The organism is Streptosporangium sp. NPDC001681, assembly GCF_040298085.1.
GTDB lineage: Bacteria > Actinomycetota > Actinomycetes > Streptosporangiales > Streptosporangiaceae > Streptosporangium.
Genome location: NZ_JBEOZN010000052.1, coordinates 29,732 through 50,800 on the forward strand (window position 1 = coordinate 29,732; position 21,069 = coordinate 50,800).

At 70.7% G+C, this 21,069-nt stretch carries 22 protein-coding genes and 1 tRNA gene; 17 read left to right on the forward strand and 6 right to left on the reverse strand.

All coding sequences use genetic code 11. The features are described 5' to 3' along the window. Positions 1–139: 139 nt before the first annotated feature. Together ABT130_RS23450 and ABT130_RS23455 are read left to right on the forward strand one after the other, a co-directional pair. Positions 140–406 carry a DUF6458 family protein gene (locus tag ABT130_RS23450; protein WP_030913064.1) on the forward strand — a complete coding sequence of 89 codons (267 nt, stop codon included), beginning with the start codon at positions 140–142 and terminating at the stop codon, positions 404–406. A 72-nt stretch (positions 407–478) separates the two neighbouring features. Next, positions 479–730 carry a DUF4235 domain-containing protein gene (locus ABT130_RS23455; protein ID WP_350912234.1) on the forward strand — a complete coding sequence of 84 codons (252 nt, stop codon included), beginning with the start codon at positions 479–481 and terminating at the stop codon, positions 728–730. Between the two features lie 116 nt (positions 731–846). On the opposite strand, the gene ABT130_RS23460 is transcribed toward ABT130_RS23455, so the two are convergent. Further along, a complete protein-coding gene (locus ABT130_RS23460) occupies positions 847–2,067 on the reverse strand; it encodes a glycosyltransferase (protein ID WP_502992200.1) in 1,221 nt (406 codons plus the stop codon). Positions 2,068–2,213: 146 nt separating this feature from the next. Between ABT130_RS23460 and ABT130_RS23465 the strand changes: the two genes are divergently transcribed. Both ABT130_RS23465 and ABT130_RS23470 read left to right on the forward strand, forming a co-directional pair. Beyond that, positions 2,214–2,459, forward strand: a complete 246-nt coding sequence (locus ABT130_RS23465; protein WP_350912238.1) for a BON domain-containing protein — start codon at positions 2,214–2,216, stop codon at positions 2,457–2,459. Then, positions 2,456–3,169 (forward strand): metallophosphoesterase family protein, encoded by a 714-nt coding sequence (locus tag ABT130_RS23470; RefSeq protein WP_350912240.1) that lies wholly within the window; start codon positions 2,456–2,458, stop codon positions 3,167–3,169. The genes ABT130_RS23465 and ABT130_RS23470 overlap by 4 nt, the downstream gene beginning before the upstream one ends. A 233-nt stretch (positions 3,170–3,402) precedes the next feature. Here ABT130_RS23470 and ABT130_RS23475 read toward each other — a convergent pair whose 3' ends face one another. After that, complete coding sequence (locus tag ABT130_RS23475) at positions 3,403–3,552, reverse strand: GPGG-motif small membrane protein (RefSeq protein ID WP_350912242.1); 150 nt, start codon at positions 3,550–3,552, stop codon at positions 3,403–3,405. Positions 3,553–3,574: 22 nt separating this feature from the next. Then, positions 3,575–4,078, reverse strand: coding sequence for a DUF6328 family protein (locus ABT130_RS23480; RefSeq protein WP_350912244.1), 504 nt, complete (start codon positions 4,076–4,078; stop codon positions 3,575–3,577). Between the two features lie 66 nt (positions 4,079–4,144). On the opposite strand from ABT130_RS23480, the gene ABT130_RS23485 reads away from it, so the two are divergent. Continuing rightward, positions 4,145–4,741 carry a nucleotidyltransferase family protein gene (locus ABT130_RS23485; RefSeq protein WP_350912246.1) on the forward strand — a complete coding sequence of 199 codons (597 nt, stop codon included), beginning with the start codon at positions 4,145–4,147 and terminating at the stop codon, positions 4,739–4,741. 78 nt (positions 4,742–4,819) lie between these two features. On the opposite strand, the gene ABT130_RS23490 is transcribed toward ABT130_RS23485, so the two are convergent. Beyond that, positions 4,820–5,191: a PRC-barrel domain containing protein gene (locus tag ABT130_RS23490; protein ID WP_350958480.1), complete on the reverse strand. Its 372-nt coding sequence runs from the start codon at positions 5,189–5,191 to the stop codon at positions 4,820–4,822. A 250-nt stretch (positions 5,192–5,441) separates the two neighbouring features. On the opposite strand from ABT130_RS23490, the gene ABT130_RS23495 reads away from it, so the two are divergent. The 12 genes from ABT130_RS23495 to ABT130_RS23550 all read left to right on the forward strand — a co-directional run bounded on the left by ABT130_RS23495 (position 5,442) and on the right by ABT130_RS23550 (position 19,129). Beyond that, a tRNA-Lys gene (locus ABT130_RS23495) sits at positions 5,442–5,515 on the forward strand. A gap of 297 nt (positions 5,516–5,812) precedes the next feature. Further along, positions 5,813–6,865, forward strand: a complete 1,053-nt coding sequence (locus tag ABT130_RS23500; RefSeq protein WP_350912249.1) for a LacI family DNA-binding transcriptional regulator — start codon at positions 5,813–5,815, stop codon at positions 6,863–6,865. Positions 6,866–6,947: 82 nt separating this feature from the next. After that, the gene (locus tag ABT130_RS23505; protein ID WP_350912251.1) at positions 6,948–8,006 is read left to right on the forward strand and encodes a sugar ABC transporter substrate-binding protein; all 1,059 of its coding nucleotides are present in this window, start codon (positions 6,948–6,950) and stop codon (positions 8,004–8,006) included. Between the two features lie 50 nt (positions 8,007–8,056). Continuing rightward, positions 8,057–9,544 (forward strand): sugar ABC transporter ATP-binding protein, encoded by a 1,488-nt coding sequence (locus ABT130_RS23510; protein WP_350958483.1) that lies wholly within the window; start codon positions 8,057–8,059, stop codon positions 9,542–9,544. Positions 9,545–9,560: 16 nt separating this feature from the next. Next, on the forward strand, positions 9,561–10,559 hold the full coding sequence (locus ABT130_RS23515) for an ABC transporter permease (RefSeq protein ID WP_051752308.1): 999 nt from the start codon (positions 9,561–9,563) through the stop codon (positions 10,557–10,559). Continuing rightward, positions 10,559–11,311 (forward strand): enoyl-CoA hydratase/isomerase family protein, encoded by a 753-nt coding sequence (locus ABT130_RS23520; RefSeq protein WP_350912255.1) that lies wholly within the window; start codon positions 10,559–10,561, stop codon positions 11,309–11,311. Before ABT130_RS23515 ends, ABT130_RS23520 begins: the two co-directional genes overlap by 1 nt. A gap of 7 nt (positions 11,312–11,318) precedes the next feature. Beyond that, complete coding sequence (locus tag ABT130_RS23525) at positions 11,319–12,875, forward strand: aldehyde dehydrogenase family protein (RefSeq protein WP_350958486.1); 1,557 nt, start codon at positions 11,319–11,321, stop codon at positions 12,873–12,875. Next, a complete protein-coding gene (locus tag ABT130_RS23530) occupies positions 12,872–13,651 on the forward strand; it encodes an SDR family NAD(P)-dependent oxidoreductase (protein WP_350958489.1) in 780 nt (259 codons plus the stop codon). The genes ABT130_RS23525 and ABT130_RS23530 overlap by 4 nt, the downstream gene beginning before the upstream one ends. Beyond that, positions 13,651–15,249 (forward strand): acyl CoA:acetate/3-ketoacid CoA transferase, encoded by a 1,599-nt coding sequence (locus ABT130_RS23535; RefSeq protein ID WP_350958492.1) that lies wholly within the window; start codon positions 13,651–13,653, stop codon positions 15,247–15,249. Before ABT130_RS23530 ends, ABT130_RS23535 begins: the two co-directional genes overlap by 1 nt. Then, complete coding sequence (locus ABT130_RS23540; RefSeq protein WP_350958495.1) at positions 15,249–16,406, forward strand: dihydrodipicolinate synthase family protein; 1,158 nt, start codon at positions 15,249–15,251, stop codon at positions 16,404–16,406. The genes ABT130_RS23535 and ABT130_RS23540 overlap by 1 nt, the downstream gene beginning before the upstream one ends. A gap of 82 nt (positions 16,407–16,488) precedes the next feature. Then, the gene (locus ABT130_RS23545; protein ID WP_350912263.1) at positions 16,489–17,499 is read left to right on the forward strand and encodes a glycerate kinase; all 1,011 of its coding nucleotides are present in this window, start codon (positions 16,489–16,491) and stop codon (positions 17,497–17,499) included. 13 nt (positions 17,500–17,512) lie between these two features. Then, on the forward strand, positions 17,513–19,129 hold the full coding sequence (locus ABT130_RS23550) for a GMC family oxidoreductase (protein WP_350912265.1): 1,617 nt from the start codon (positions 17,513–17,515) through the stop codon (positions 19,127–19,129). Between the two features lie 7 nt (positions 19,130–19,136). On the opposite strand, the gene ABT130_RS23555 is transcribed toward ABT130_RS23550, so the two are convergent. Both ABT130_RS23555 and ABT130_RS23560 read right to left on the reverse strand, forming a co-directional pair. Next, on the reverse strand, positions 19,137–20,144 hold the full coding sequence (locus tag ABT130_RS23555; protein ID WP_350958498.1) for an ADP-ribosylglycohydrolase family protein: 1,008 nt from the start codon (positions 20,142–20,144) through the stop codon (positions 19,137–19,139). A 203-nt stretch (positions 20,145–20,347) separates the two neighbouring features. Beyond that, positions 20,348–20,704 (reverse strand): hypothetical protein, encoded by a 357-nt coding sequence (locus ABT130_RS23560; protein ID WP_350912268.1) that lies wholly within the window; start codon positions 20,702–20,704, stop codon positions 20,348–20,350. Between the last annotated feature and the right edge of the window lie 365 nt (positions 20,705–21,069).

Sequence of the window (21,069 nt, forward strand, 5' to 3'; positions counted from 1 at the left end):
ACGGGCCCGACGACTTTCCGAAGTCGTCGGGCCCGTGACGTCCATCGGGATGCCGTGGTCGGCAGCTGTCTCCGCCGGGTGACGTTTGGGAGCCGTGTGGGGGATAGGGGGGATGCGTTGGCTCGAAGGAGGAGATCCCATGACCATCGCAGGCGGCATCATTCTCATCATGCTCGGCGCCATTCTCACCTGGGCGGTCGAATTCGACATCGCCGGGTTCGACATCAACGTCGTCGGTGTCATCCTGATGATCGGCGGTCTCGCATGGCTCCTGTTCGCCGTGTACCGGCTCAGCATCGCCCGCCGGGCGGTGGCGGACTCGACGGCCACCACCGTGGTCGAGGACCCGGTCGCGCACCGTCGCGTCTACGAGGAGCGGCACTACAACGACCCCCCGGTCGTGTGAGTGTCGGGTGAGTCAGGTACCGGTCCGGAAGGGCAGGCGTGCCTTCCGGCCAATCGAACGGAGGGCGAGACGTTGAGCAGGGTCGTATCCCGCAGTGTGAGCGCCGCGAGTGGAATGCTCGGTGGCGCGATCGCCGGAGCCGTCTTCAAGCAGGTCTGGAAGTTCGCGTCGGGCAAGGACGACGCGCCCCAGGCGACATCGGATGAGTACGGCTGGCGAGAGGTTCTCGTGGCGGCTGCCATCCAGGGAGCGATCTTCGGTGTGGTCAAGGCCGCGATCGACCGTTCCACGGCACGCAGCATCCACAGAGCCACCGGCAAGTGATCACCTGCCGGCCCTCCGGGGCCCGGCACCCGATCCCCGGCCGAAGGTCCCCGGTCCCGTCGACGGGACCGGGGACCTTTCTGGCTTTCCGTCCTGATTCCGGGACCGGAGAGCCGTCAGGCGACGCCCGGGTACGAGCGGGCGCCGTCCTTCCGCCATGCCGGGACGCGGGAGGAGATCACCTCCGCGTACACGGCGGCGGTCCGGTAGGCGATCTTGTTCCAGTCGTAGTCGGCGCGTGCCCGGACGGCGGCGGCGGTGCCGTACGCCGCCGGCAGGCCCGGCGTGGCGAGCAGCCGGCGCAGCGCGTCCCCCAGCGTGCGCGGCTCGCGAGGCGGGACCAGCAGGCCGGTGACCCCGGGGACGACGGTGTCCAGGTGCCCGCCCACCGCGGACACCACCACCGGCACCCCGCAGGCCATGGCCTCCACCGGCACGATGCCGAACGGCTCGTACCAGGGCATGCTGACCACGGCGTCCGCCGAGCGCATCAGGACCGGGACGTGCTCGCGGGCCACCTTGCCGAGAAACCTGACGCGGTCCGCCACGCCGTGCCTGACGGCCACCCGCGAGAGCCTGCCCACCTCGGGGTCGTCCGGGTGCCCGCCGGCGACGAGCAGCCTGGCGCCGGGGACGTGGGCGAGGGCCTGGACCGTGGTGTCCACGCCCTTGCGGGGTACGGGACGGCCGATGGCGAGCAGGACGGGGCCCGGACCGAGATCGGCGCGCGGGCCCACCGGGGTGAAGGAGCGCACGTCGACACCGCAGGGCACGACGCTCGTACGGCGGTACGGCACGCCCATCCGGCGCAGTTCCGCCACCTCGTCGGCGCAGGTCGCGACGACCGCGTCCGCCTGGTGGGCGATCATCGCCTCGATCCCGAGGCGCTCACGCGGGCTGGTGTCCGCCGCGCCCTGGTGGCGGAGCTTGACCGTACCGAGGGCGTGGAAGGTGTGCGCGATGGGGACGTCGACCTCCCTGGCGGCGACCAGGGCCGCCAGGCCGCTCATCCAGAAGTGGCTGTGCACCATGTCGGGCGGTGCGGCGTTCCAGCGCCTGGCCAGCCACAGGCCGAAGTCCGGCATCCAGGGGAGCAGGTCGTCCTTGGACAGGATCATGGCCGGGCCGGCCGGGACGTGGACCACCGTGACCCCGGGGGCCAGGGCGACCCTCTCCCGCTGGAAGGCGCACTCCCTGCGGGTGTAGACCGTCACCTCGTGCCCGCGCGCGGCGAGCGCGATGGAGAGGGCGGCGACGTGGACGTTCTGGCCTCCGGCGTCGGCTCCGCCGACGGTCGCGAGGGGGCTGGCATGCTCTGAAACCATGGCGATCTTCATGGGCACGTCTCCGCCGAGTTATGCGGGGCAGGCGTGCCCGCGTCCTGGGCACAGCGGCCTCCTCTGCCCTCAGCGGGGGTTTTAAACGTGTTTGACCTTGAGTTCCACGGGAAGGCGAGCTTTTTTGGACGGAAAGGAGTTCGACGATGGAGGCTCCGCAGTACGTCGCCGCGCGTGTGCAGCGCGCGCTCGCCGAGGACGAGAGAACCACGGAACTCGGTGTCCGGGTGGATGTCCGAGGTGATCAGCTCTACCTGCGCGGCCAGATCACCAGCGCCGACCGCCGCGAGCTGATCGCCAAGGTGGCCGGGGAGGCGGCTCCCGGGCTGGTCGTCCACAACGAGATCGATGTCGTGAGCGTGGTGGAGCCGGTGAGGGAGGAACAGCTGTGAGCGCGCTGCGGATCGCGGCGGTCGGAGACGTGCACCTGGACGAGAGTCTCAGGGGGGATTACCGCAGGCGGCTCGACGGCATCGAGGATCGAGCCGACGTGCTGCTGCTCGCCGGCGACCTGACCCGGCACGGCACCATGGAGGAGGGGGAGATGGTGGCGGACGAGTTCCGCGACCTGCCGATCCCGGCGGTGGCGGTGCTCGGCAACCACGACTACCACTCCGACCGGCCCGCTGAGATCGCCGCGCTGTTGCGCGGGGGCGGTATCGAGGTCCTGCACGACGACGCGACGGTGATCGACATCGACGGGATACGGCTCGGCGTGGCCGGTGGCAAGGGTTTCGGCGGAGGGTACGCGGGCAAGTGCGCCAGCGACTTCGGTGAGCCGGAGATCAAGGCGTTCGTCGGCCACACCAAGCGGATCGCCGATCGCTGGCGGGTGGCGCTGAAGGAACTGGAGGCCGACTACCGGGTCGTGCTGTCCCACTACTCGCCGGTCAAGGACACCCTCGACGGGGAACCGCTGGAGATCTATCCCTTCCTCGGCAGCTACCTGCTGGCCGAGGCGGTCGACGCCGAGGGCGCCGACCTGATCATCCACGGGCACGCGCACGCCGGTACGGAGAAGGGCGTCACCCCGGGCGGCATCCGGGTGCGCAACGTGGCGCTGCCGGTGCTAGGCCGGGCGTACGGGGTGTACCTCCTGTAGATGGGCGCCGCCCCTCCCCCGCACCGCCGGGCGCACCGCCGTGGGGGCCGTCGGCGGCGGGGGAGGGGCGGACAAGAAGAAGCGGGCCGGGGAGACCCGGCCCGCGAGGCTTCTTGGGAGTTCGGGGCGACTCGTGTTCCTACGAGCGCGAAGCTCGCGTCGAATGGCCTGCCGGCTCAGAACCGACAGTGGGCTGACACTGGACAGGTGCTTTCGCGAGCGCGGAGCTCGCGTCAGACATTGAAGATGCTCACACCCCCGGGGCCGATGAGGAAACCGAGGACGATGAGGACGATCCCCCAGAGGAGGTCGCGACGGGCCAGGATCACATAGATCCCGGAGATGACGAGGATAACTGCGATGATCCAAAGTAAAGTAGCCATAATCGGCCTCTGCCCTCACAATTCATGACTTAACATCCTCTGTTCGGTATAGATCGATTATTGGCTGAACGAACCACAGCCAGGCGCTGGACAGGGCCACGGTCCCGCCGAACACCGCCGCCGGCCAGGCGTTGATGACCGTCTCCGCGACCAGCGCGACCGAGCTCGTCATCGCGATCGCGAGCCCGGCGGCCCCCGCTATGCCGACTCCGTTGGCGCGGTGCAGCATCTTCTCCTTCAGCCCGGTCCGGAACAGCAGGCGATGCTGCGCGGCTGGGGTGATGAAGCAGACGGACGCGATGGCGGCGCTCAGCAGGGCGATGAAGAACAGCCAGTGCCCCAGGACATCGACTTTGTTAAAGCCCGCGGCGAACGGCAGCGTCAGCAGAAAGGCGAAAAGCACCTGCACGCCGGTGACCGCGACGCGCAGGCCCTGTAAGAGCTCACCGAGCTCGCGGTCGACGCGTTCCTTGCGGGTTTCTCCAGGATGGGGATTTTCTCTTTGCGTATGTTCGACCTGAACCATACGCCCCGTTTACCCGAGTCAAAGTCCGGCATGCCTACCGTGGATGTTATGGGGTACGCGTGAGCCATGGGCAGCCACAGTCATGAGGTCACGGACGCAATCCTGGAAACGCTGAAGCGGGCGAGCAGCGGGCTGAAGGAGGCGGATATCAGGTTCGCGCTCGCCGGAGGCTGTGCGGCGTACGCGCGCGGGGCCGCACCCTCGCTGCACGACGTCGACTTCGTCCTCCCCGTCGAGGACGTGCCGCTCGCGCTCGAAGCGCTGGGCAAGCTGGGCTTCGAGACGGTCAAACCGCCGGAGGACTGGCTGGTCAAGGCGTTCGACGAGGGCAGGCTGGTGGATCTGATCTTCTCGATCTGCGATCACCCGATCACCCCGGAGCTGCTGAAGCGGGCCGAGCCGATGAAGACCTCGGCGGTGATCCTGCCCGTCCTGGAGGCCACCGACCTGGTCATCTCGTGGCTGCTGCCGTTCTCCGAGCACACCTGCGACTACGGCTCGCTGCTGCCCCAGGTCCGCGCCCTGCGCGAGCAGGTCGACTGGAACCGTGTCGCCGCCGTCGTGCAGGACTCCCCGTACGCCTCCACCTTCCTCACCCTTCTCGGGCGCCTCGATGTCATCCCCGACTCCCTCGACTCCTCGGGCGACCCGGCCTGGCCCTGAGGTGCCGTCGGGGCGGCACCGGAAACGAGCGGGGCCCCGCCGGGTGGCGGGGCCCCGCTCGTCGTTCGGCGTGCCGGATCAGACGATGCCCGGTCCGCCCCCGAACGGGAAGCGTCCGTAGTACTCGCCGACGCGGTCCCGGTAGGCGGGCTCCTTGAAGTTGGCCTCGTCGAACTCGGGCGCGCCCTTGATCTCGTGCTTGGTGCGCGCGACGTAGACCTTCTTCTCCTGCGGGTCGATCTGGGTCACGGTGCTCGCGGGCAGGAGGACCTTCTTGCCGAAGATCCACGGGCCCGTGTCGATGACGAGGTAGCTCTCGCCGACCTCGTACGTCGCCTCGTCGACGGAGCCGATCTTCCCGTCGGTGGCCTCCACGTGGTACCCGGCGACATCGAGCGTCCTGTCCTGGCCGTACACGTCGGCGCGGTAGTTCCAGAGCTCGGGCTGCATGGTTGAACATCTCCCTTGAGTTGGGTTCTCCGGGCTCCGGTCAAGTACCCGAGCGAGGGGCCCTAAACGGGGGCCGTCCAAGTCAGCCGGTACGGAACACCGCCCTGCCCTCCTCGAACCGCAGGTCGCCATGTGATTCCGCGCTCCCGCCCCGTCCGGCGAAATCGCAGCCGGCCCATGTTCGTTGATGCTCATATGTCGGCGTATGTACGGACTACAGCGCCGAGTCCGGTACCCTTGTGGAGGTCGGGCGCCGCTAGCTCAGTTGGTTAGAGCAGCTGACTCTTAATCAGCGGGTCCGGGGTTCGAGTCCCTGGCGGCGCACATCGCATGTGATCGGCGCGTTTCCCTTCCATCGGGAGACGCGCCGGTCGCGTTTACGCCCTGATGCGCGGTCTGTGTTCGCTCCAGCGCCATCCGCCCGGCAGAACGACCCCTCGACGGCCCGGACGCCCGTGGCACACCCGGCGAGACCGGAGAAGATGCCGCGGGAGGTGCTTCTCCGAGGCCGGGATGCCGTAGACCGGCAGGTCAGAGGCCGCAAGGTTAACATGGTGAGGGCTTCGGAAACATTTCGGAAACATATTGACCCCACTGTGTGGTACAGCCAACATGATGGCCATGGTGAACCGGTTTCCTGAAGCTCGACGTACGACGATCAACGATGTCGCGTCGCTCGCCGGAGTTTCCAAGGCGACCGTGTCGAAGTTCCTGAGCGCGACCGACTACTACATGTCGCAGGAGACCCGAGCCAAGATCGAGCGCGCCATCGAGGAGCTCAACTACCACCCGAACGCGCTGGCCCAGGGGCTTTCGAGCAGACGTTCCTACGCGATCGGCGTCGTCGTGGCGAGCATCACCAATCCCTTCTACCCGGAACTGGTGGCCGGTGTGGAAGAGGTCATCGACCCGGCCGGTTACACCCTGCTGCTGGGGGCGATCGCGGAGAGCAAGGCGAAGGAGGCCGCGGTCGTCCGCACGATGATCCAGCGACGGGTCGACGGAGCGATCATCGCCTCGGCCACCATGCGGGACGGCGGGGTGCAGCAACTGGTCAAGGCCGGGATCAACGTGGTGGTCGCCAGCCGGGAGCTCGCCAAGCCGGTGGCCGACACCGTTGTGATCGACAACCGGATGGGTGGGCGGCTGGCCGCCGAGCACCTCCGGCAACACGGCTTTGAGCAGGCTGTCTACCTGACCGGGCCGCTCGACGTCCTGGCCTTCCGGCACCGGCTCGAAGGGTTCCGCAGCGTCTACGGCGAAGCCGATGGACCGCTGCACACCGCGCGCAGCAGCGAGCTCTCGGACGCCACCGAGGCGGCGGCGAGCCTGCTCGCCGGGCTGCGCCGGCCGGCGGCGGTCTTCGCCGCCAGCGACACCCTGGCCGTCGGGCTGATGACGGCGGCGCACTCACTCGGAGTGAGAGTCCCCGAGGACATCGCACTGATCGGATTCGACAACGTCTGGGTCGGCCAGGTGCCGGGTGTCTCGCTCACCACCGTGGACAGCAAGGCGCGGCAGGTCGGCGCGGTGGCGGCGGGCATCCTCGCCGAGCGCATCGGCAGGCACCCGAGCGGCAGTCCCGGTGGGCGTACCCCGCCGGAGCGGCGCGTCCTGGCGCCGGAACTCGTCGTCCGCGGATCCTGCGGATGCCGGCGGACGGCGACAACGTGAGAGTCCAGCACGGTCCCCGATCAGCACGGGCTTTTGGGAAACCGGTTTCTATCCATCCATCCCCCTCAGAAGGAAAGCAGCAATGAGGAAGACAGCAGCTATCGCGTTGGCGTCGGTCCTGGCGCTCGGTGTCTCGGCATGCAGCTCGGCGACGTCCGCCGAGGAGTCCGGTGCCGGAGGGTCGTACACCTACACCAGCGACCAGGCAGGCGTGAAGTCGCTCGACGGCGTCGCCCTGGCCTCGACCATCGGTGAGCTCAAGCCCGCCAAGAAGTATCGGGTCGCGGTGATCCTCAAGGCCCTCACGAACCAGTACTGGCAGGGCATCCAGAAGGGCGCGAAGGCCGCCGCCGACAAGTACGGGGTCGAGGTGACCATTCAGGCCGCGAGCAGCGAGAAGGCCCAGACCGAGCAGCTCACGATCGCCCAGACGCTCGTCGGGCAGAAGTTCGACGCCTACGTGGTGGCTCCCGAGAGCACCTCCAACCTGAACCCGGCGCTCAACCAGATGCGCTCGCAGCAGGCGCCCGTCGTCAACGTCGACGACGCCCGTGTCCCCGCGACCGTCTTCATCGGCCCGAACCACGAGGAGAACGGCATCCAGGCGGCGGACGAGCTGGCGAAGCTGTTCCCCGACGGCGGCGAGGTCGCGCAGGTCGAGGGGCAGTCGGGCTCCAGCGCCGCGATCCTGCGGATCAAGGGTTTCAAGGAGGGCATCGCCAAGCACCCGAACCTCAAGCTGGTCGCCAGCGTCCCCGGCAACTGGGACGCGAACGCCTCCTATGCCGCGGCACAGCAGATCATCCGGCAGAACCCGAACCTCAAGGGCATCTACGCCAACAACGACACGATGGCGATCGGCGTCGCCAAGGCCGTCCAGGAGTCGGGCAAGAAGGTCGCGGTGATCGGCACGGACGGTGTTCCGGAGGCGATCTCCGGCGTCCGGAACGAATCGATGGCCGCGACCGTCAGCCCGCTGCCCTACTACGAGGGCTTCTGGGCGGTCGAGTCGGCCATCGGCCTGCTGGAGGGCAAGGAGATCGCCCCCTGGGTCGTCGCGCCCGCCCAGCTGATCACCAAGGAGAACGTGGACCAGTTCTACGACACCGAGGGTCAGGTCATCACGGACCTCTACAAGTGACCGTCGGGTGAGCCCCTCCCTTCGAACCACGTACCGATCGAGATGATGAGATGACGACCGACCGGCCCATGCTGGAGATCAAGAAACTCAGCAAATCCTTCCCCGGCGTCAGGGCCCTGCACGAGGTCGACCTGACCGCCTACCCCGGTGAGATCCACGCCCTGCTGGGCGAGAACGGCGCAGGAAAGTCGACGTTGCTGAAGACGCTGTTCGGCGTCCAGCAGCCCGACAGCGGCGAGGTCTGGTTCGAGGGGGAGCGGCGCTCGTTCTCCCAGCCCAGTGACGCCCTGCACGCCGGACTCGCCATGGTTCACCAGGAACTGAGCCTGGTGCCGCAGTTCACGGCGGTCCAGAACGTCGTGCTGGGACGGGAGAAGGCCCGCGCCGGGTTCATCGACTGGCGTGAGGCCCGCGAACGGGCGGAGAAGTCCCTCGGACGGCTCGGTTTCGACGCCCGGATGGACATCCCCGTGCGGCGGCTCAGCGTCGCCCAGCAGCAACTCGTCGAGATCGCCCGGGCGCTGGCCGTCGGCGCGCGCCTGATCATCCTGGACGAGCCGACCGCCTCGCTGACCACGCAGGAGAGCGAGCAGCTCTTCGCCCTGCTCGAACGGCTCCGCGCCGAGGGCCGCGGCATCATCTACGTCTCGCATCGGCTCGCCGAGGTCATGGCACTGTCGGACCGGGTCACCGTGCTGCGCGACGGCACGCTTGTCGGCACCCGCACCCGGGCGGAGATCAAGGACGAGACCGACCTGGTCAAGCTGATGGTCGGCCGGAACGTCGACGCGATCAGCAGGATGGAACGTTCCGAAGGCCCCGGCGAGGAGATCCTGCGGATCGAGGGCCTGTCCAGCGCCGAGGGCGTCGCCGACTGCTCGCTGTCGGTCCGGCGCGGTGAGATCGTCGGCCTGGCGGGAATGGTCGGTGCGGGACGGACCGAGCTGGTCCGCGCGCTGATCGGCGCGGACCGGGTGACGGGCGGCGCGGTGTGGATCAGAGGGGAACGCGTCCACATCGGCTCCCCTGCGGACGCCGTCAAGGCGGGTATCGCGTTCCTGCCCGAGGACCGCAAGCACCAGGGCCTCGTGCTCCACATGAGCGCGGCGTCCAACGCGACACTGATCAAGCCGCCGCGCCGGCGCGGCCTGCTGGACCGGCGCGCGCAGCGCGAGCAGACCCACGCGCTGCTGGCGCAGCTCAACGCCGACATCGACCCCGGGTATCCGGTCGGCAAGCTGAGCGGTGGCACCCAGCAGAAGGTGGTCCTCGCCCGCTGGCTGAAGACCGCCAGCGACATCTTCATCTTCGACGAGCCCACCCGCGGCGTCGACGTGGGTGCCAAGGGGGAGATCCACGCACTCATGCGAGAGCTCGCCGAGGAGGGCAAGGCCATCGTGATGGTCTCGTCGGACCTTCCCGAAGTACTCGGGATGAGCGACCGGGTGGCGGTGATGCGCCGCGGACGCATCGTCGCCGAACTCAGCCGGTCGCAGATCTCGGAAGAAGCCATCGTCCACCACGCCGCGGCGAGCTGACGGTCCAAGGAGAACCATGAGCAACCACACCACCCTCGAGCGGAAATCGGCGACCGAGACGCCGCTGTCCGCCGTGCGGGGACGCCTCGACGTCGCCGCGACCGCACGTCAGGCCGGGCTGGTCGGCGTCATCCTCGTCCTCGTCCTCGGTTTCGGGCTCGCCAGGCCGCTGTTCCTCGACGGCGGCAACCTGATGAACATCCTGCTGCAGGCATCGGTGGTCGGCGTCCTGGCGCTGGGGCAGACATTCGTCCTGATCACCGGCGGCATCGACCTGTCCATCGGCTCGACCGTCGCGATGTGCGCGGTGGTCAGCGGGTTGCTGTCGCACTCGCTGCCGGTGCCGCTCGCCATCATCGGCGGCATCGCGGTCGGCGCCCTGGCCGGTCTGGTCAACGGGCTCCTCATCACGATGACGAACATCACGCCGTTCATCGTGACGCTCGGCAGCATGAGCATCTACGCCGGGATCGCCCTGATCATCGCGGGCGGCCAGGCCGTGTACGACATCCCGACCGGCTTCCAGGACGCCCTGGCCGGCCGGATCGCCGGGGTCCCGATCCCGGTGCTGCTGTTCGTCCTGCTCACGATCGTCGCGGCCGTATGCCTGAAGCGGACCGTGTTCGGCGAACACCTGACCGCCGTCGGCGGGAACGCCGAGGTCGCGCGGCTGGCCGGCATCAACGTCAAGCGCTACACCGCGGCGGCCTACGTCCTCTCCGGCGCGGCGGCCGGGCTGGCCGGGACCATCCTGGTCGCCCGTCTCGGCGCGGCCGACCCGACGCTCGGCGCGGACCTGCTGCTGACGGCCATCGCCGCCACCGTCATGGGCGGTACGAAGCTCGCCGGCGGCGAGGGCAGCATGTACGGCGCGGCGTTCGGCGCGATCATCATCGCGACGCTGACCGCCGGTCTGACCACGTTGAACGTCCAGGCGTTCTACCAGCAGGTCGCCGTCGGCTCCGCGATCATCATCGCCCTGCTGATCGACCAGGTAGCCCGGGGACGGCGCTGATGCCGGTACTTCTCGACGTCGACGAGCGGGGTCTGGCGACCCTGACCCTGGACCGCTACGCCAAGCGCAACTCGCTCGATGAGGCCATGCTCGAATCGTTCGGCGAGGCACTCGGCGCGATCGAGGCCGACCCGCGGATCCGGGTGGTGGTACTGCGCGGGAGCAACGGCTTCTTCTGCGCGGGCGCCGACATCGCCGACTGGGCGGACCCGGGCCCGGTCACCGCCGATCGGCTGTCACGCCTCGGCACGGCCACCTTCGCGCGGCTCGCCGCGCTGAGCGTGCCCACCGTCGCGCTGATCGAGCGCAGCGCGCTCGGCGGCGGCCTGGAGCTGGCGCTCGCCTGCGACCTGCGCGTCACCACCGAGGACGCCGGCCTCGGCTACCCCGAGACGAGGCTGGGGAACCTGACGGCGTGGGGCGGCATCGCCCGGCTGGTGGACACGGTCGGGCCGGCCCAGGCGCGCCGGCTGTTCCTCACCGCGACAACGATCTCCGGGGCCGAGGCGGCGCGTATCGGCCTCGTCACGCACGCCGTACCGGCCGACCGGCTCGAAGAGACCGTCGAGGAACTCGTCACGGCCGTCATCGCCTGCGAACCGCTCGCGCTGCGGGTCGTCAAGGACATTCTGGCCGGATACGAGACCCGGGTGACGGCCGAGCCGACTCTCGCCGCGTTCTTCAGCTTCTCGGACGCCTCGCGCCGGCGGAAAGAGGCGTTCGTCAAGCGCAGGCCCACGACAACGAAGTGAGAGCATCGTGAACACCACTGGATTCCCCCTCGACGTCGCCGGACGCGACCTCGGTGACCTGTTGGACCGTGCCAAAGTGCCCGCCGGGGACGGCCCGCCGCTCCTCGGCTCGCTGGTCGGCGGCAGCGCCGTCGCCCCGCAGGGCGAGGGCACGGTCCGGATCAGCCCGGCCACCGGACAGCCCCTGTTCCGGGCGGGCGACGAGTCGACCTCCGTGGTCGAGGCCGCGGTCGCCCGCGCCCGGAGCAGTTTCGACACCGGGCGGTGGGGACGGGCCTCCGGCCGCGACCGCGCCCGTGTCCTGGCCCGGACGGCGCAGCTGATCGAGGCCCGCGCGGACGACCTGGCCGAACTGGTCGTGCTGGAGACGGGCAAACCGATCCGCGAGGCCCGCGGCGAGGTCGCCGCGGCCGTCAACGCGTTCGAGTACTTCTCCGGGCTGGCCAGGGACGTCAACGGACGGACGGTCCGTGACATCGACGCGTCGGTGTTCGCGTTCACCGTGCGGGAGCCCGCCGGGGTCGCGGGACTGATCGTCCCGTGGAACTTCCCGCTCGGCATCCTCGGGCAGAAGCTGCCGCCCGCACTGGCCGCCGGCTGCACCGTCGTGGTCAAGCCGAGCCCGCTGACCCCGCTCACCGCACTCGCCGTCGTCTCGCTGCTGTACGAGGCCGGCCTGGAGCCCGACGCGGTCTCGGTGGTCCTCGGTGAGGGCCCCGCGGGCGCGGCGCTCGTCGCCCACCGCGAGGTGGACGTCGTCAGCTTCACCGGCTCGACCGCGACCGGCCGGCACATCGCCGCGCACGCGGGCTCGCAGCGGCTCAAGCGCGTCGCCCTGGAAGCGGGCGGCAAGACCCCGGTCCTGGTGACGGCGAACGCCGACCTGGACGAGGTCGTCGCGGGGCTGACGTTCGCCGCGTTCTTCAACCAGGGACAGGTGTGCGTCGCCGGGTCGCGGATCCTCGCCGACGCGTCCGTCGCGGACGAGCTGGGCGAGCGTCTCGCCGCGCGGGCGGCGGGTCTCGTCCTCGGCGACCCGTGGTCGGAGGCCACCCAGATGGGCCCGCTGATCTCCCAGCAGCACTTCGACGGGGTGAGCGCGGCGATCGAGACGTCCAGGCGGGAAGGTGCGCGGGTGCTGGCCGGCGGGGACCCCTCCGCGCCGGAGGCCACCGGAGCGCGCCCGTTCCTCGCGCCGACGGTGCTGGCGACCGACGACGACGGCTCGACCGCGGCCCGCGAGGAACTGTTCGGGCCGGTCACCGTCGTGCAGTCCTTCACCTCGCTCGACGAGGCGGTCACGCGCGCCAACGCCTCGGCGTACGGCCTGGCCGCCTCGGTGTGGAGCAATGATCTGCGCGAGGCGCTGGACCTGACGCTCCGGCTGCGCACCGGCACCGTGTGGATCAACGGCTCCACCGACGCCTTCCCCGAGCTCCCGCTCGGCGGTCGCCGGGACAGCGGCTACCAGGCCGAGTTCGGCCGCGAGGGCATGGACTTCTTCACCGAGAACAAGACCGTCCAGGTCGGCCGTACGCGCAGAAAGGACTGGTACACCGCGTGAACGCGCAGGCAACCACGACCACCGCCTACCCGTCGCTGCGCGGCAGGACCGTGCTGGTGACCGGGGCGCTCGGCGGTCTCGGCACCGCGATCGTGGACGCGTTCGCGGCGTCCGGGGCGCGGGTCGCCGTTCACCATCTCGGCCAGGCCGGCGAGGCCGCCGAGCGGGTGCGCCGGCTCACGGAGGCGGGGACGGCCGCGATGGCGGTCGAGGCCGACATCACCGACTGGGACGCCGTCGAGGGGATGGTCGCCCGGGTGAGCTCCGAGCTGGGGCCGATCGACGTCCTGGTGAACAACGCCGGGTACATGGCTCCCGGACGGCTCGCCGAGATCTCCCTCGAAGAGTGGCGGAAGACGTTGACCGTCGACCTCGACGGCGTCTTCCTGTGCAGCCGTCACGTGCTCGGATCGATGCTCGAACGGGGGGCGGGCGTCATCGTCAACGTCTCGTCGCAGCTGGCCTTCAAGGGCGCCCGCGACTACGTCAGCTACTGCGCCGCCAAGGCCGGCGTCGCCGGGCTCACCCGGGCGCTGGCCCGCGAGGTCGGGCCGGCGGTCCGCGTCAACGCGATCGCCCCGGGGCCGGTGGACACTCCGTTCATCACCCCCTGGGCGACCGAGGAGTGGAAGCGGGAACGCACCGGTGACCTCGTCATCGGCAGGCTCGCGACGCCCGAGGAGATCGCGCCCACCGTGGCGTTCCTCGCCTCCGACGACGCCGCGCTCTACCACGGCCAGGTGCTGCACCTCAACGGCGGAGGGGTGATGGCCTGATGTCGTCGTTGGACAGGAGCCGCCGCGGGCGGCCGGAATTCCGCACCGCGGCGGAGGCGGTCGCGATGATCGATGCCGGGGCCACCGTCGCGATCGGCGGCTCCGGCGGAGGACTGCTCGAACCGGACACGCTGCTCCGGGCATTGGGAAACCGGTTTCGTGAGACCGGCTTTCCGGCCGGCCTCACGCTCGTGCACACCACGGGCATCGGGGACCGCGAAGGCGGCGGCATGGACCATCTCGCGCTGCCCGGCCTCGCCCGCCGGATCATCGCCGGCAACTGGGGCATGGCCCCGAAGATGAGCGCGATGGCCGCGGCAGGGGAGTTCGAGGCGTACAACTTCCCGCAGGGCGTCATGAGCCAGCTCTTCCGCGACATCGCGGCGGGCCGTCCCGGGGTGCTCACGCACGTCGGCATCGGCACGTTCTGCGACCCGCGCCTGGAGGGTGGCAGGCTCAACGACCGCACCACCGAGGAACTCGTCGAGGTGGTGAGCCTGCGCGGGCAGGAGTGGCTGCTCTACCCGTCGCTGCCGATCGACGTCTGCTTCATCCGCGGCACCACCGCGGACGAGGACGGAAACATCACCTCCGAGCAGGAGGCCGCCCGGCTGGAGATGCTCGCCATCGCCCAGGCCACGCGGAACAGCGGCGGCCTCGTCATCGCCCAGGTGAAGTACGTCGCCGAAGGGGGCTCGCTCGATCCGCGCGACGTTGTCGTGCCGGGCATGTGCGTCGACGTCGTCGTCGTCAACCCCGAGCAGCGGCAGGTGGTGACGCACGAGTACAACCCCGCGTTCGCCGGGGCCACCAAGGCCGCGCTCTCGTCGCTGCCGCCGTTCCCGCTCGACCAGCGCAAGGTCGTCGCGCGGCGGGCGCTGCGCGAGATCGCCGACGGGGACGTCGTCAACCTCGGCGTCGGGATCGCCGACGGGGTCGCGGCCGTCGCCGCCGAGGAGGGCTGGGTCGAGGACTTCACACTCACGATCGAGCAGGGGCTCGTCGGCGGTGTGCCGGCCCGGGGGGTCATCTTCGGCGTCGCCACGAACCCGGTCGCGATCCTGGACCAGCCCGCGCAGTTCGACTTCTACGACGGCGGCGGCCTGGACATCTGCTTCCTGGGCTTCGCCCAGATCGACCGGGCGGGCAACGTCAACGTGTCCAAGTTCGGCGGCAGGATCGTTGGCACCGGCGGGTTCGTCAACATCTCGCAGAACGCCTCGACCGTGGTCTTCTGCGGCACGTTCAACGCGGGCGGGCTCCAGGCCGTGCCCGCCGACGGAAGCCTGGACATCCGCGTCGAGGGCAGGCACCGGAAGTTCGTCGACACGGTCGACCAGGTGACGTTCAGCGCGGCCGAGGCGCGCCGACGCGGCCAGCGGGTCCTGTACGTCACCGAACGGGCGGTCTTCGAGCTCGGCCCGGACGGGCTGGTGCTCATCGAGGTCGCGCCCGGCGTCGACCCCCAGACCCAGGTCCTCGACCCGCTCGGCAACGGGGTGAAGGTCGCGGACCCTCTCACCGTGATGGACAAGGAGATCTTCGTGGACCGGCCTCTCGGGAGCGCCTGGCGGACGACGGGGAGGGCGGGTTCGTGATGAGCGATGTCAGGATCGTGCTGCCGGCACCGGACGGCGGGAAGCGCACCCACGTCCTGGCCGACCGGTCCCCGGTACACGACTTCACCGGCGGCCCGCCGACCTCCCGCACGGTGTACGCCGCCGCGCACGTCGTGGCCGACCCGCTGCACGACCCGTCGGGGCTGGACTGGGAGTCCACGCTGGCGTTCCGCCGGCACCTGTGGTCCCTGGGCCTGGGCGTCGCCGACGCCATGGACACCGCGCAGCGCGGTGGTGGCCTGGACTGGGCGGACGCCCGCGAGCTGATCGCCCGGTCGGGGGCCGAGGCGCGCGCCGTCGGCGGGGCGCTGGTCTGCGGAGCGATGACCGACCAGCTCGCCCCGACGGGCCGCTGGAGTCTCGGCGACATCGCCGAGGCGTACCTGGAGCAGGCCGGCTGGATCAGCCGGTCCGGCGGCACCCCGGTGATCATGGCGAGCCGTCACCTCGCCGCCGTCGCGCGGGGGGCCGACGACTATCACGAGGTGTACGGCAAGGTCCTCGACCAGGTCGACGGACCGGTCATGCTGCACTGGCTGGGCGAGGCGTTCGACCCCGCCATGGCCGGGTACTGGGGTGATGCCGACCTCGACCGGGCCACCGAGACGGTCCTGGCGATCCTCACCGAGCACCCCGGACGCGTCCGGGGGATCAAGATCTCCCTGCTCGACGCGGGACGCGAGGTCGATCTGCGGCGGCGGTTGCCCGAAGGCGTCGCCATGTTCACCGGGGATGACTTCAACTACGCCGAACTGATCCGGGGCGACGAGCACGGTCACAGCGAGGCGCTCCTCGGCGTGTTCGACGCGATCGCCGCGCCCGCGCGGGCCGCGCTCGCCCGGCTCGACGCCGGCGACCTCGACGGGTACGCCGCGCTGCTCGAACCGACGGTTCCCCTGGCCCGGCACCTGTTCGCGAGCCCGACCTCGGCCTACAAGACGGGCGTGGTCTTCCTGGCCTGGCTGAACGGCCACCAGGATCACTTCCACCTCGTCGGCGGCGCGCAGGCCCTCCGCTCGGTACCCCATCTGGTGAGGCTGTTCGTCCTCGCCGACCGGGCGGGCGCGTTCGCCGACCCCGCGTCGGCGGCGCGGCGGATGCGCTCGTTCCTCGCGGTCGCCGGGTTCGAGGCGTAGTCATGGACCCGCGACGACCCGGCCTCGACCAGGCGGGAACCCGGACGAGGACGCAGCGGGGAAGGGCCGAAAGGTGCCTGCCATGACCGGGCCCGCACGGGTGCTGCTCGCACCCGACTCGTTCAAGGGCACGATGGACGCCGCCACCGTGGCCGACGCGCTCGCGGCGGGGGTCGCGGATGCCGGCGGCAGGGCGCTGCCCTGCCCGCTGGCCGACGGCGGCGAGGGCACCCGCGACGTGCTGCGCCGCGCCCTGGGCGGCGAGCTCGTCCGAGCCGCGGCACGCGGTCCCCTCGGTGACCGGATCGAGGGCGAGTTCCTGCTGACGAACGGGGGACGCACCGCCGTCGTCGAGACGGCGACGGCGAGCGGGCTCACCCTGCTCGCCCCTGAGCGGCTCGACGCATGGTCGGCGACCAGCGCCGGAACCGGTGACCTGATCGTCGCCGCCGTGGCGGCGGGCGCGCGCCGCGTCCTGCTCGGGGTCGGAGGCAGCGCCTGCACGGACGGGGGCGCCGGTGCTTGCGCGGCCATCGAGGCCGGAGGCGGCCTGGACGGGGTCGAGCTCGTCGTCCTGTGCGATGTCGCGACCCCGTTCGAGGACTCCGCCCGGGTGTTCGGGCCCCAGAAGGGCGCCGATCCCGACCTCGTCGCGCGGCTCACCGACCGCCTGCACGAGAGGGCGGCGGCGCTGCCCCGCGACCCGCGCGGGCGCGCCCGCACCGGGGCGGCGGGCGGGCTGTCCGGCGCGTTGTGGGCGGCCTACGACGCACGGCTCGTCTCCGGCATCGAGACCGTTCTGGACCTGGTCGGTTTCGACGCGCTCCTGGCCGGGGCCGACGCGGTCGTCACCGGTGAGGGGCGTCTCGACGCGCAGACCGCCGACGGCAAGGTGATCTCCGGTGTCACCCGGCGGGCCGCGGGCGTCGGCGTCCCGGTCTGGGCGGTCGTCGGCCAGTCCCGGCTCGACGCCGCGGACACGGCGGCCCTCGGGCTGGCCGGGGTGGCCGAGGCCACCGACCAGGGCCGGCTCCGCGCCGCCGCGGCGTCGATCACAGCCTCGCTCGGCGCGACTGAGCATCCCAATCCCTGAGAGGACAGGCATCATGCCACGCACCACCTACACCTACGTCATCGTCGGAGCCGGAGCCGCCGGCTGCGTCCTGGCGAACCGGCTGAGCGCCGACCCGGAGGCGCGCGTGCTCCTGCTCGAAGCGGGCGGGAGCGACCGGTCGCCCCTCATCACCATTCCCGCGGGCTTCTCCAAGCTGATGGGCACGAAGGTCAACTGGATCTTCGACACCGTCCCGCAGAAGAACCTCAACGACCGGCGGATGTTCCTGCCGCAGGGCCGGGTCCTGGGCGGCAGCACCTCGATCAACGCGATGCTCTACGTCCGCGGCAACCGCGAGGACTACGACACCTGGCGCGACCTCGGCAACAAGGGCTGGGGATACGACGACGTCCTGCCGTACTTCACCGCGCACGAGGACAACGAGCGGCTCGCGGACGCCTACCACGGCACCGGCGGCGAGCTGCACGTGAGCGACCAGGTACAGCACAACCCGATGTCGGCGGCGTTCCTGCGGGCGGCGCAGGAGGTCGGCATCCCGTACACGGCCGACCCGAACGGGGCCACCCAGGACGGGGTCTTCTACCACCAGGTCACCCAGCGCAAGGCGCGCCGGGAGAGCGCGTCGTCGGCGTTCCTGCGGTCCGTGCGGCACCGCCCGAACCTGACGGTGCTCACCGGCGCGCGGGCCGACCGGTTGATCGTCAAGAACGGCCGGGCAGTCGGGCTGACCTACCTGCGCGGCGGGCGCCAGGAGACGGTCTTCGCCGACGCCGAGGTCATCGTGAGCGCCGGGGCGATCAACTCGCCGCGCCTGCTGCTGAGGTCGGGCATCGGCCCCGCCGACGAGTTGCGCGCACTCGGCATCGACGTCGTCCAGGACCTTCCCGGGGTGGGCAGGAACCTGCACGACCAGCTTGAGGTCTACATCACGCGCGAGTGCGCGAAGCCCATCAGCTACAGCGGCGAGGACAGGTGGGACCGGGCGCTGCGGCACGCGGTGCAGTACGGCCTGTACCGGACGGGGCCCGCGACCGCGACGATCACCGAGGTCGGCGCGTTCATCCGCAGCTCCGAGCAGGTGACCTCGCCGGACATCCAGCTCCACTTCCTGCCCGCCTACGTGGTGTGGAAGGACAACTCGCGCACGGCCGCGCACGTCCCCGGCCACGGCGTGACGCTGCTGGCCTGTAATGTCCGGCCCCGCAGCCGCGGCTCGGTGCGTCTGGTCTCCAAGGACCTGGACGCTCCTCCGGCAGTCGACCCGAACTACCTGGACGACCCGCGCGACTGGGATATCGCGGTCGAGGGCTTCCACCGGATGCGCGAGGTCTTCGACGCGCCCGCGTTCAAGGGCCTGCTCAAGGACGAGAGGCTGCCCGGCGCGTCGGTCCGGAGCGACGCGGACATCCGCGCGTTCATCCGCAAGTGGGCCAAGACCGACTACCACCCGGTCGGGAGCTGCAAGATGGGCGTGGACGAGCTGGCCGTCGTCGACCCCGAGCTGCGCGTGCACGGTATGTCCGGACTGCGCGTGATCGACTCCTCGATCATGCCGAACATCATCAGCGGCAACACCCAGGCCCCGTCGATGATGATCGGCGAGAAGGGTGCCGCGCTGATCCTGACCTCGCCGTCGTCGCGCAGGTGACGAGGGGTCATCGACCGTGCCGGGCGATGCTCAGCCGGTGGAGCCGCTCGACCAGGTCGGTGGGGCGGTCGAAGTCCACCAGGGGGAGCCAGGTGAGGGCGTCGAGCTCGTCCGGGGCCAGCGCGCCGCGGACTCCGCCGACCAGCGCGGCGACGGTGTCGGTGTCGCCGCCGAGGAGGACGGAGTGGCGCAGCGCCGAGTCCAGATCCGTTGCCGTGCGCAGGACGTGGACCACGGCGGCGGTCGTCTCCAGCGCGTCGAGGCCGACGCCTCCGGCGGGCGGGGTCCAGGTGCCGGCGAGGGCGGCGCGGACGGCGGTGGGCTCCCCGTAGCGGCCGGCGACCCAGCCGGCCTCGGCCTCGGCGGCGGCCAGGACCGCGTCGATTCCCGCGCCCTCGATCGCCCACGCGGCCATCGCGGCGACGAGGCAGGCGGCGGCGATGGCCTCCGGGGCGCGGTGGGTGCCGATCGCCAGTGCCTCCACCAGGTGACGGCGCAGGTCCTCCTCGGCGGCGGGAGTGGTCCAGCCGACGGGGAGCATGCGCATCGCCGCGCCGTTGGTGGGGCGCTCGCCGGGGATCGGCTCGGGCAGCGTGCCGGTCTCACCGAAGTGGGCCAGGGCGCGGCGGGTGGTCGGGCCGATGCCGCGGATCTCGTCCGCCGCGGCGGCGAGCCGGGTCAGGAAGGCCTCGGCGGTCGGGTTCCCCTCGGTGTCGGCCAGCAACTCGCAGACCAGGAGCATCTGGGCGGTGTCATCGGAGGTCGCGCCGCGCGGCCAGCCCTGCCGGGTGGCCGGGATCTCGTCGATGCGGTCGGCGTCGATCACCGTCGGATCCGAGCCCTCCCAGGGGACGCCCAGCGCGTCGCCCGCGGCGAACGCCGTCATAGCCCGCCCGATGCGCTCGGCCGAGGGCGGCCGACGCTCTCCCGGGTCATGGGCGACCGAGCCGGGCTCGGTGCCCCCGGACGCCGGATCGCGCCGGGCGCGGTCGGTGAACTCGCTTGGTTGCGGCACCGTTACATGGTAGGTCGTGCGGGCCTCGTGGGCATGTGGCGGTCCGGCGGCCGGTGGGGGCGAATCGCTGTGCCCCGGGAACGGGGGCGGAGAAGAACGCGGCCGGCCGGAGGAACGGATCGCCGCCGAACCCCCGGTTTCGGGGAAAGGCCCAGGTCCGGGCCGTCACGGCCAGGACCTGAGCCCGCGATCCTCCGGGGGGATCAGCCGACGTTGGCGCAGATCGCGTAGACGCTGATGCCGACGTCGTTGTAACCGGGCTGGCGGCCGAGGCCGATCCAGCCGCCGCCGTCATCGGTGGGGAAGGAACCCACCAGGACGGCCTGGTTGCCCTGTGCCTCGGCGCCGCCGCCGACGGCCTTCTTCCCGGCGGGGCAGCGGACCACGCGGCGCTGGAAGTTGGGGACGTTGGCGTTCGGGAGCTTGACGATCTGGTAGCCCGTGAAGTCGGCCGCGGCCTTCGTACCGGCGGCGGCCGGTACGAAGGCGGTTATCGCGGTCAGGCTCGCGATGCCGACGGCGACGCTCAGGGTGGCGGTCATGAGCTTCCTGCTTCGCATGATCTCTCCTGGGACGGGGAGTGCCTGGATGGTCACGCAAAGTAAATGCGCCATCACGCTGAGTGTCCAGCCCTGGTTTTGTCACCGTCCCGTCAGTTGCGGCCGTCCCGCCGATGGGCAGGCGTGCGCGCCGGACGGTGCGCGCGGGTGGAGGTGCCGGGGCTGGCGGGGTGGGTCGCGCGGGAGGTGGAAGTGGGTGCGGCCGGGGGCTGACCGGCGCTGGATGTCGATCAGTTCTGAGAGCGCTCTCAGATCAGGGTAGATCTATTCCTTGATTGTTGGCCAGGGGGTCGATGTGCCGCCTGTGGGTGCCTGGTGAGGGTGTCGTGCGATGGAACGCCCTGTTTTCTGGGTCTATGCCGCCC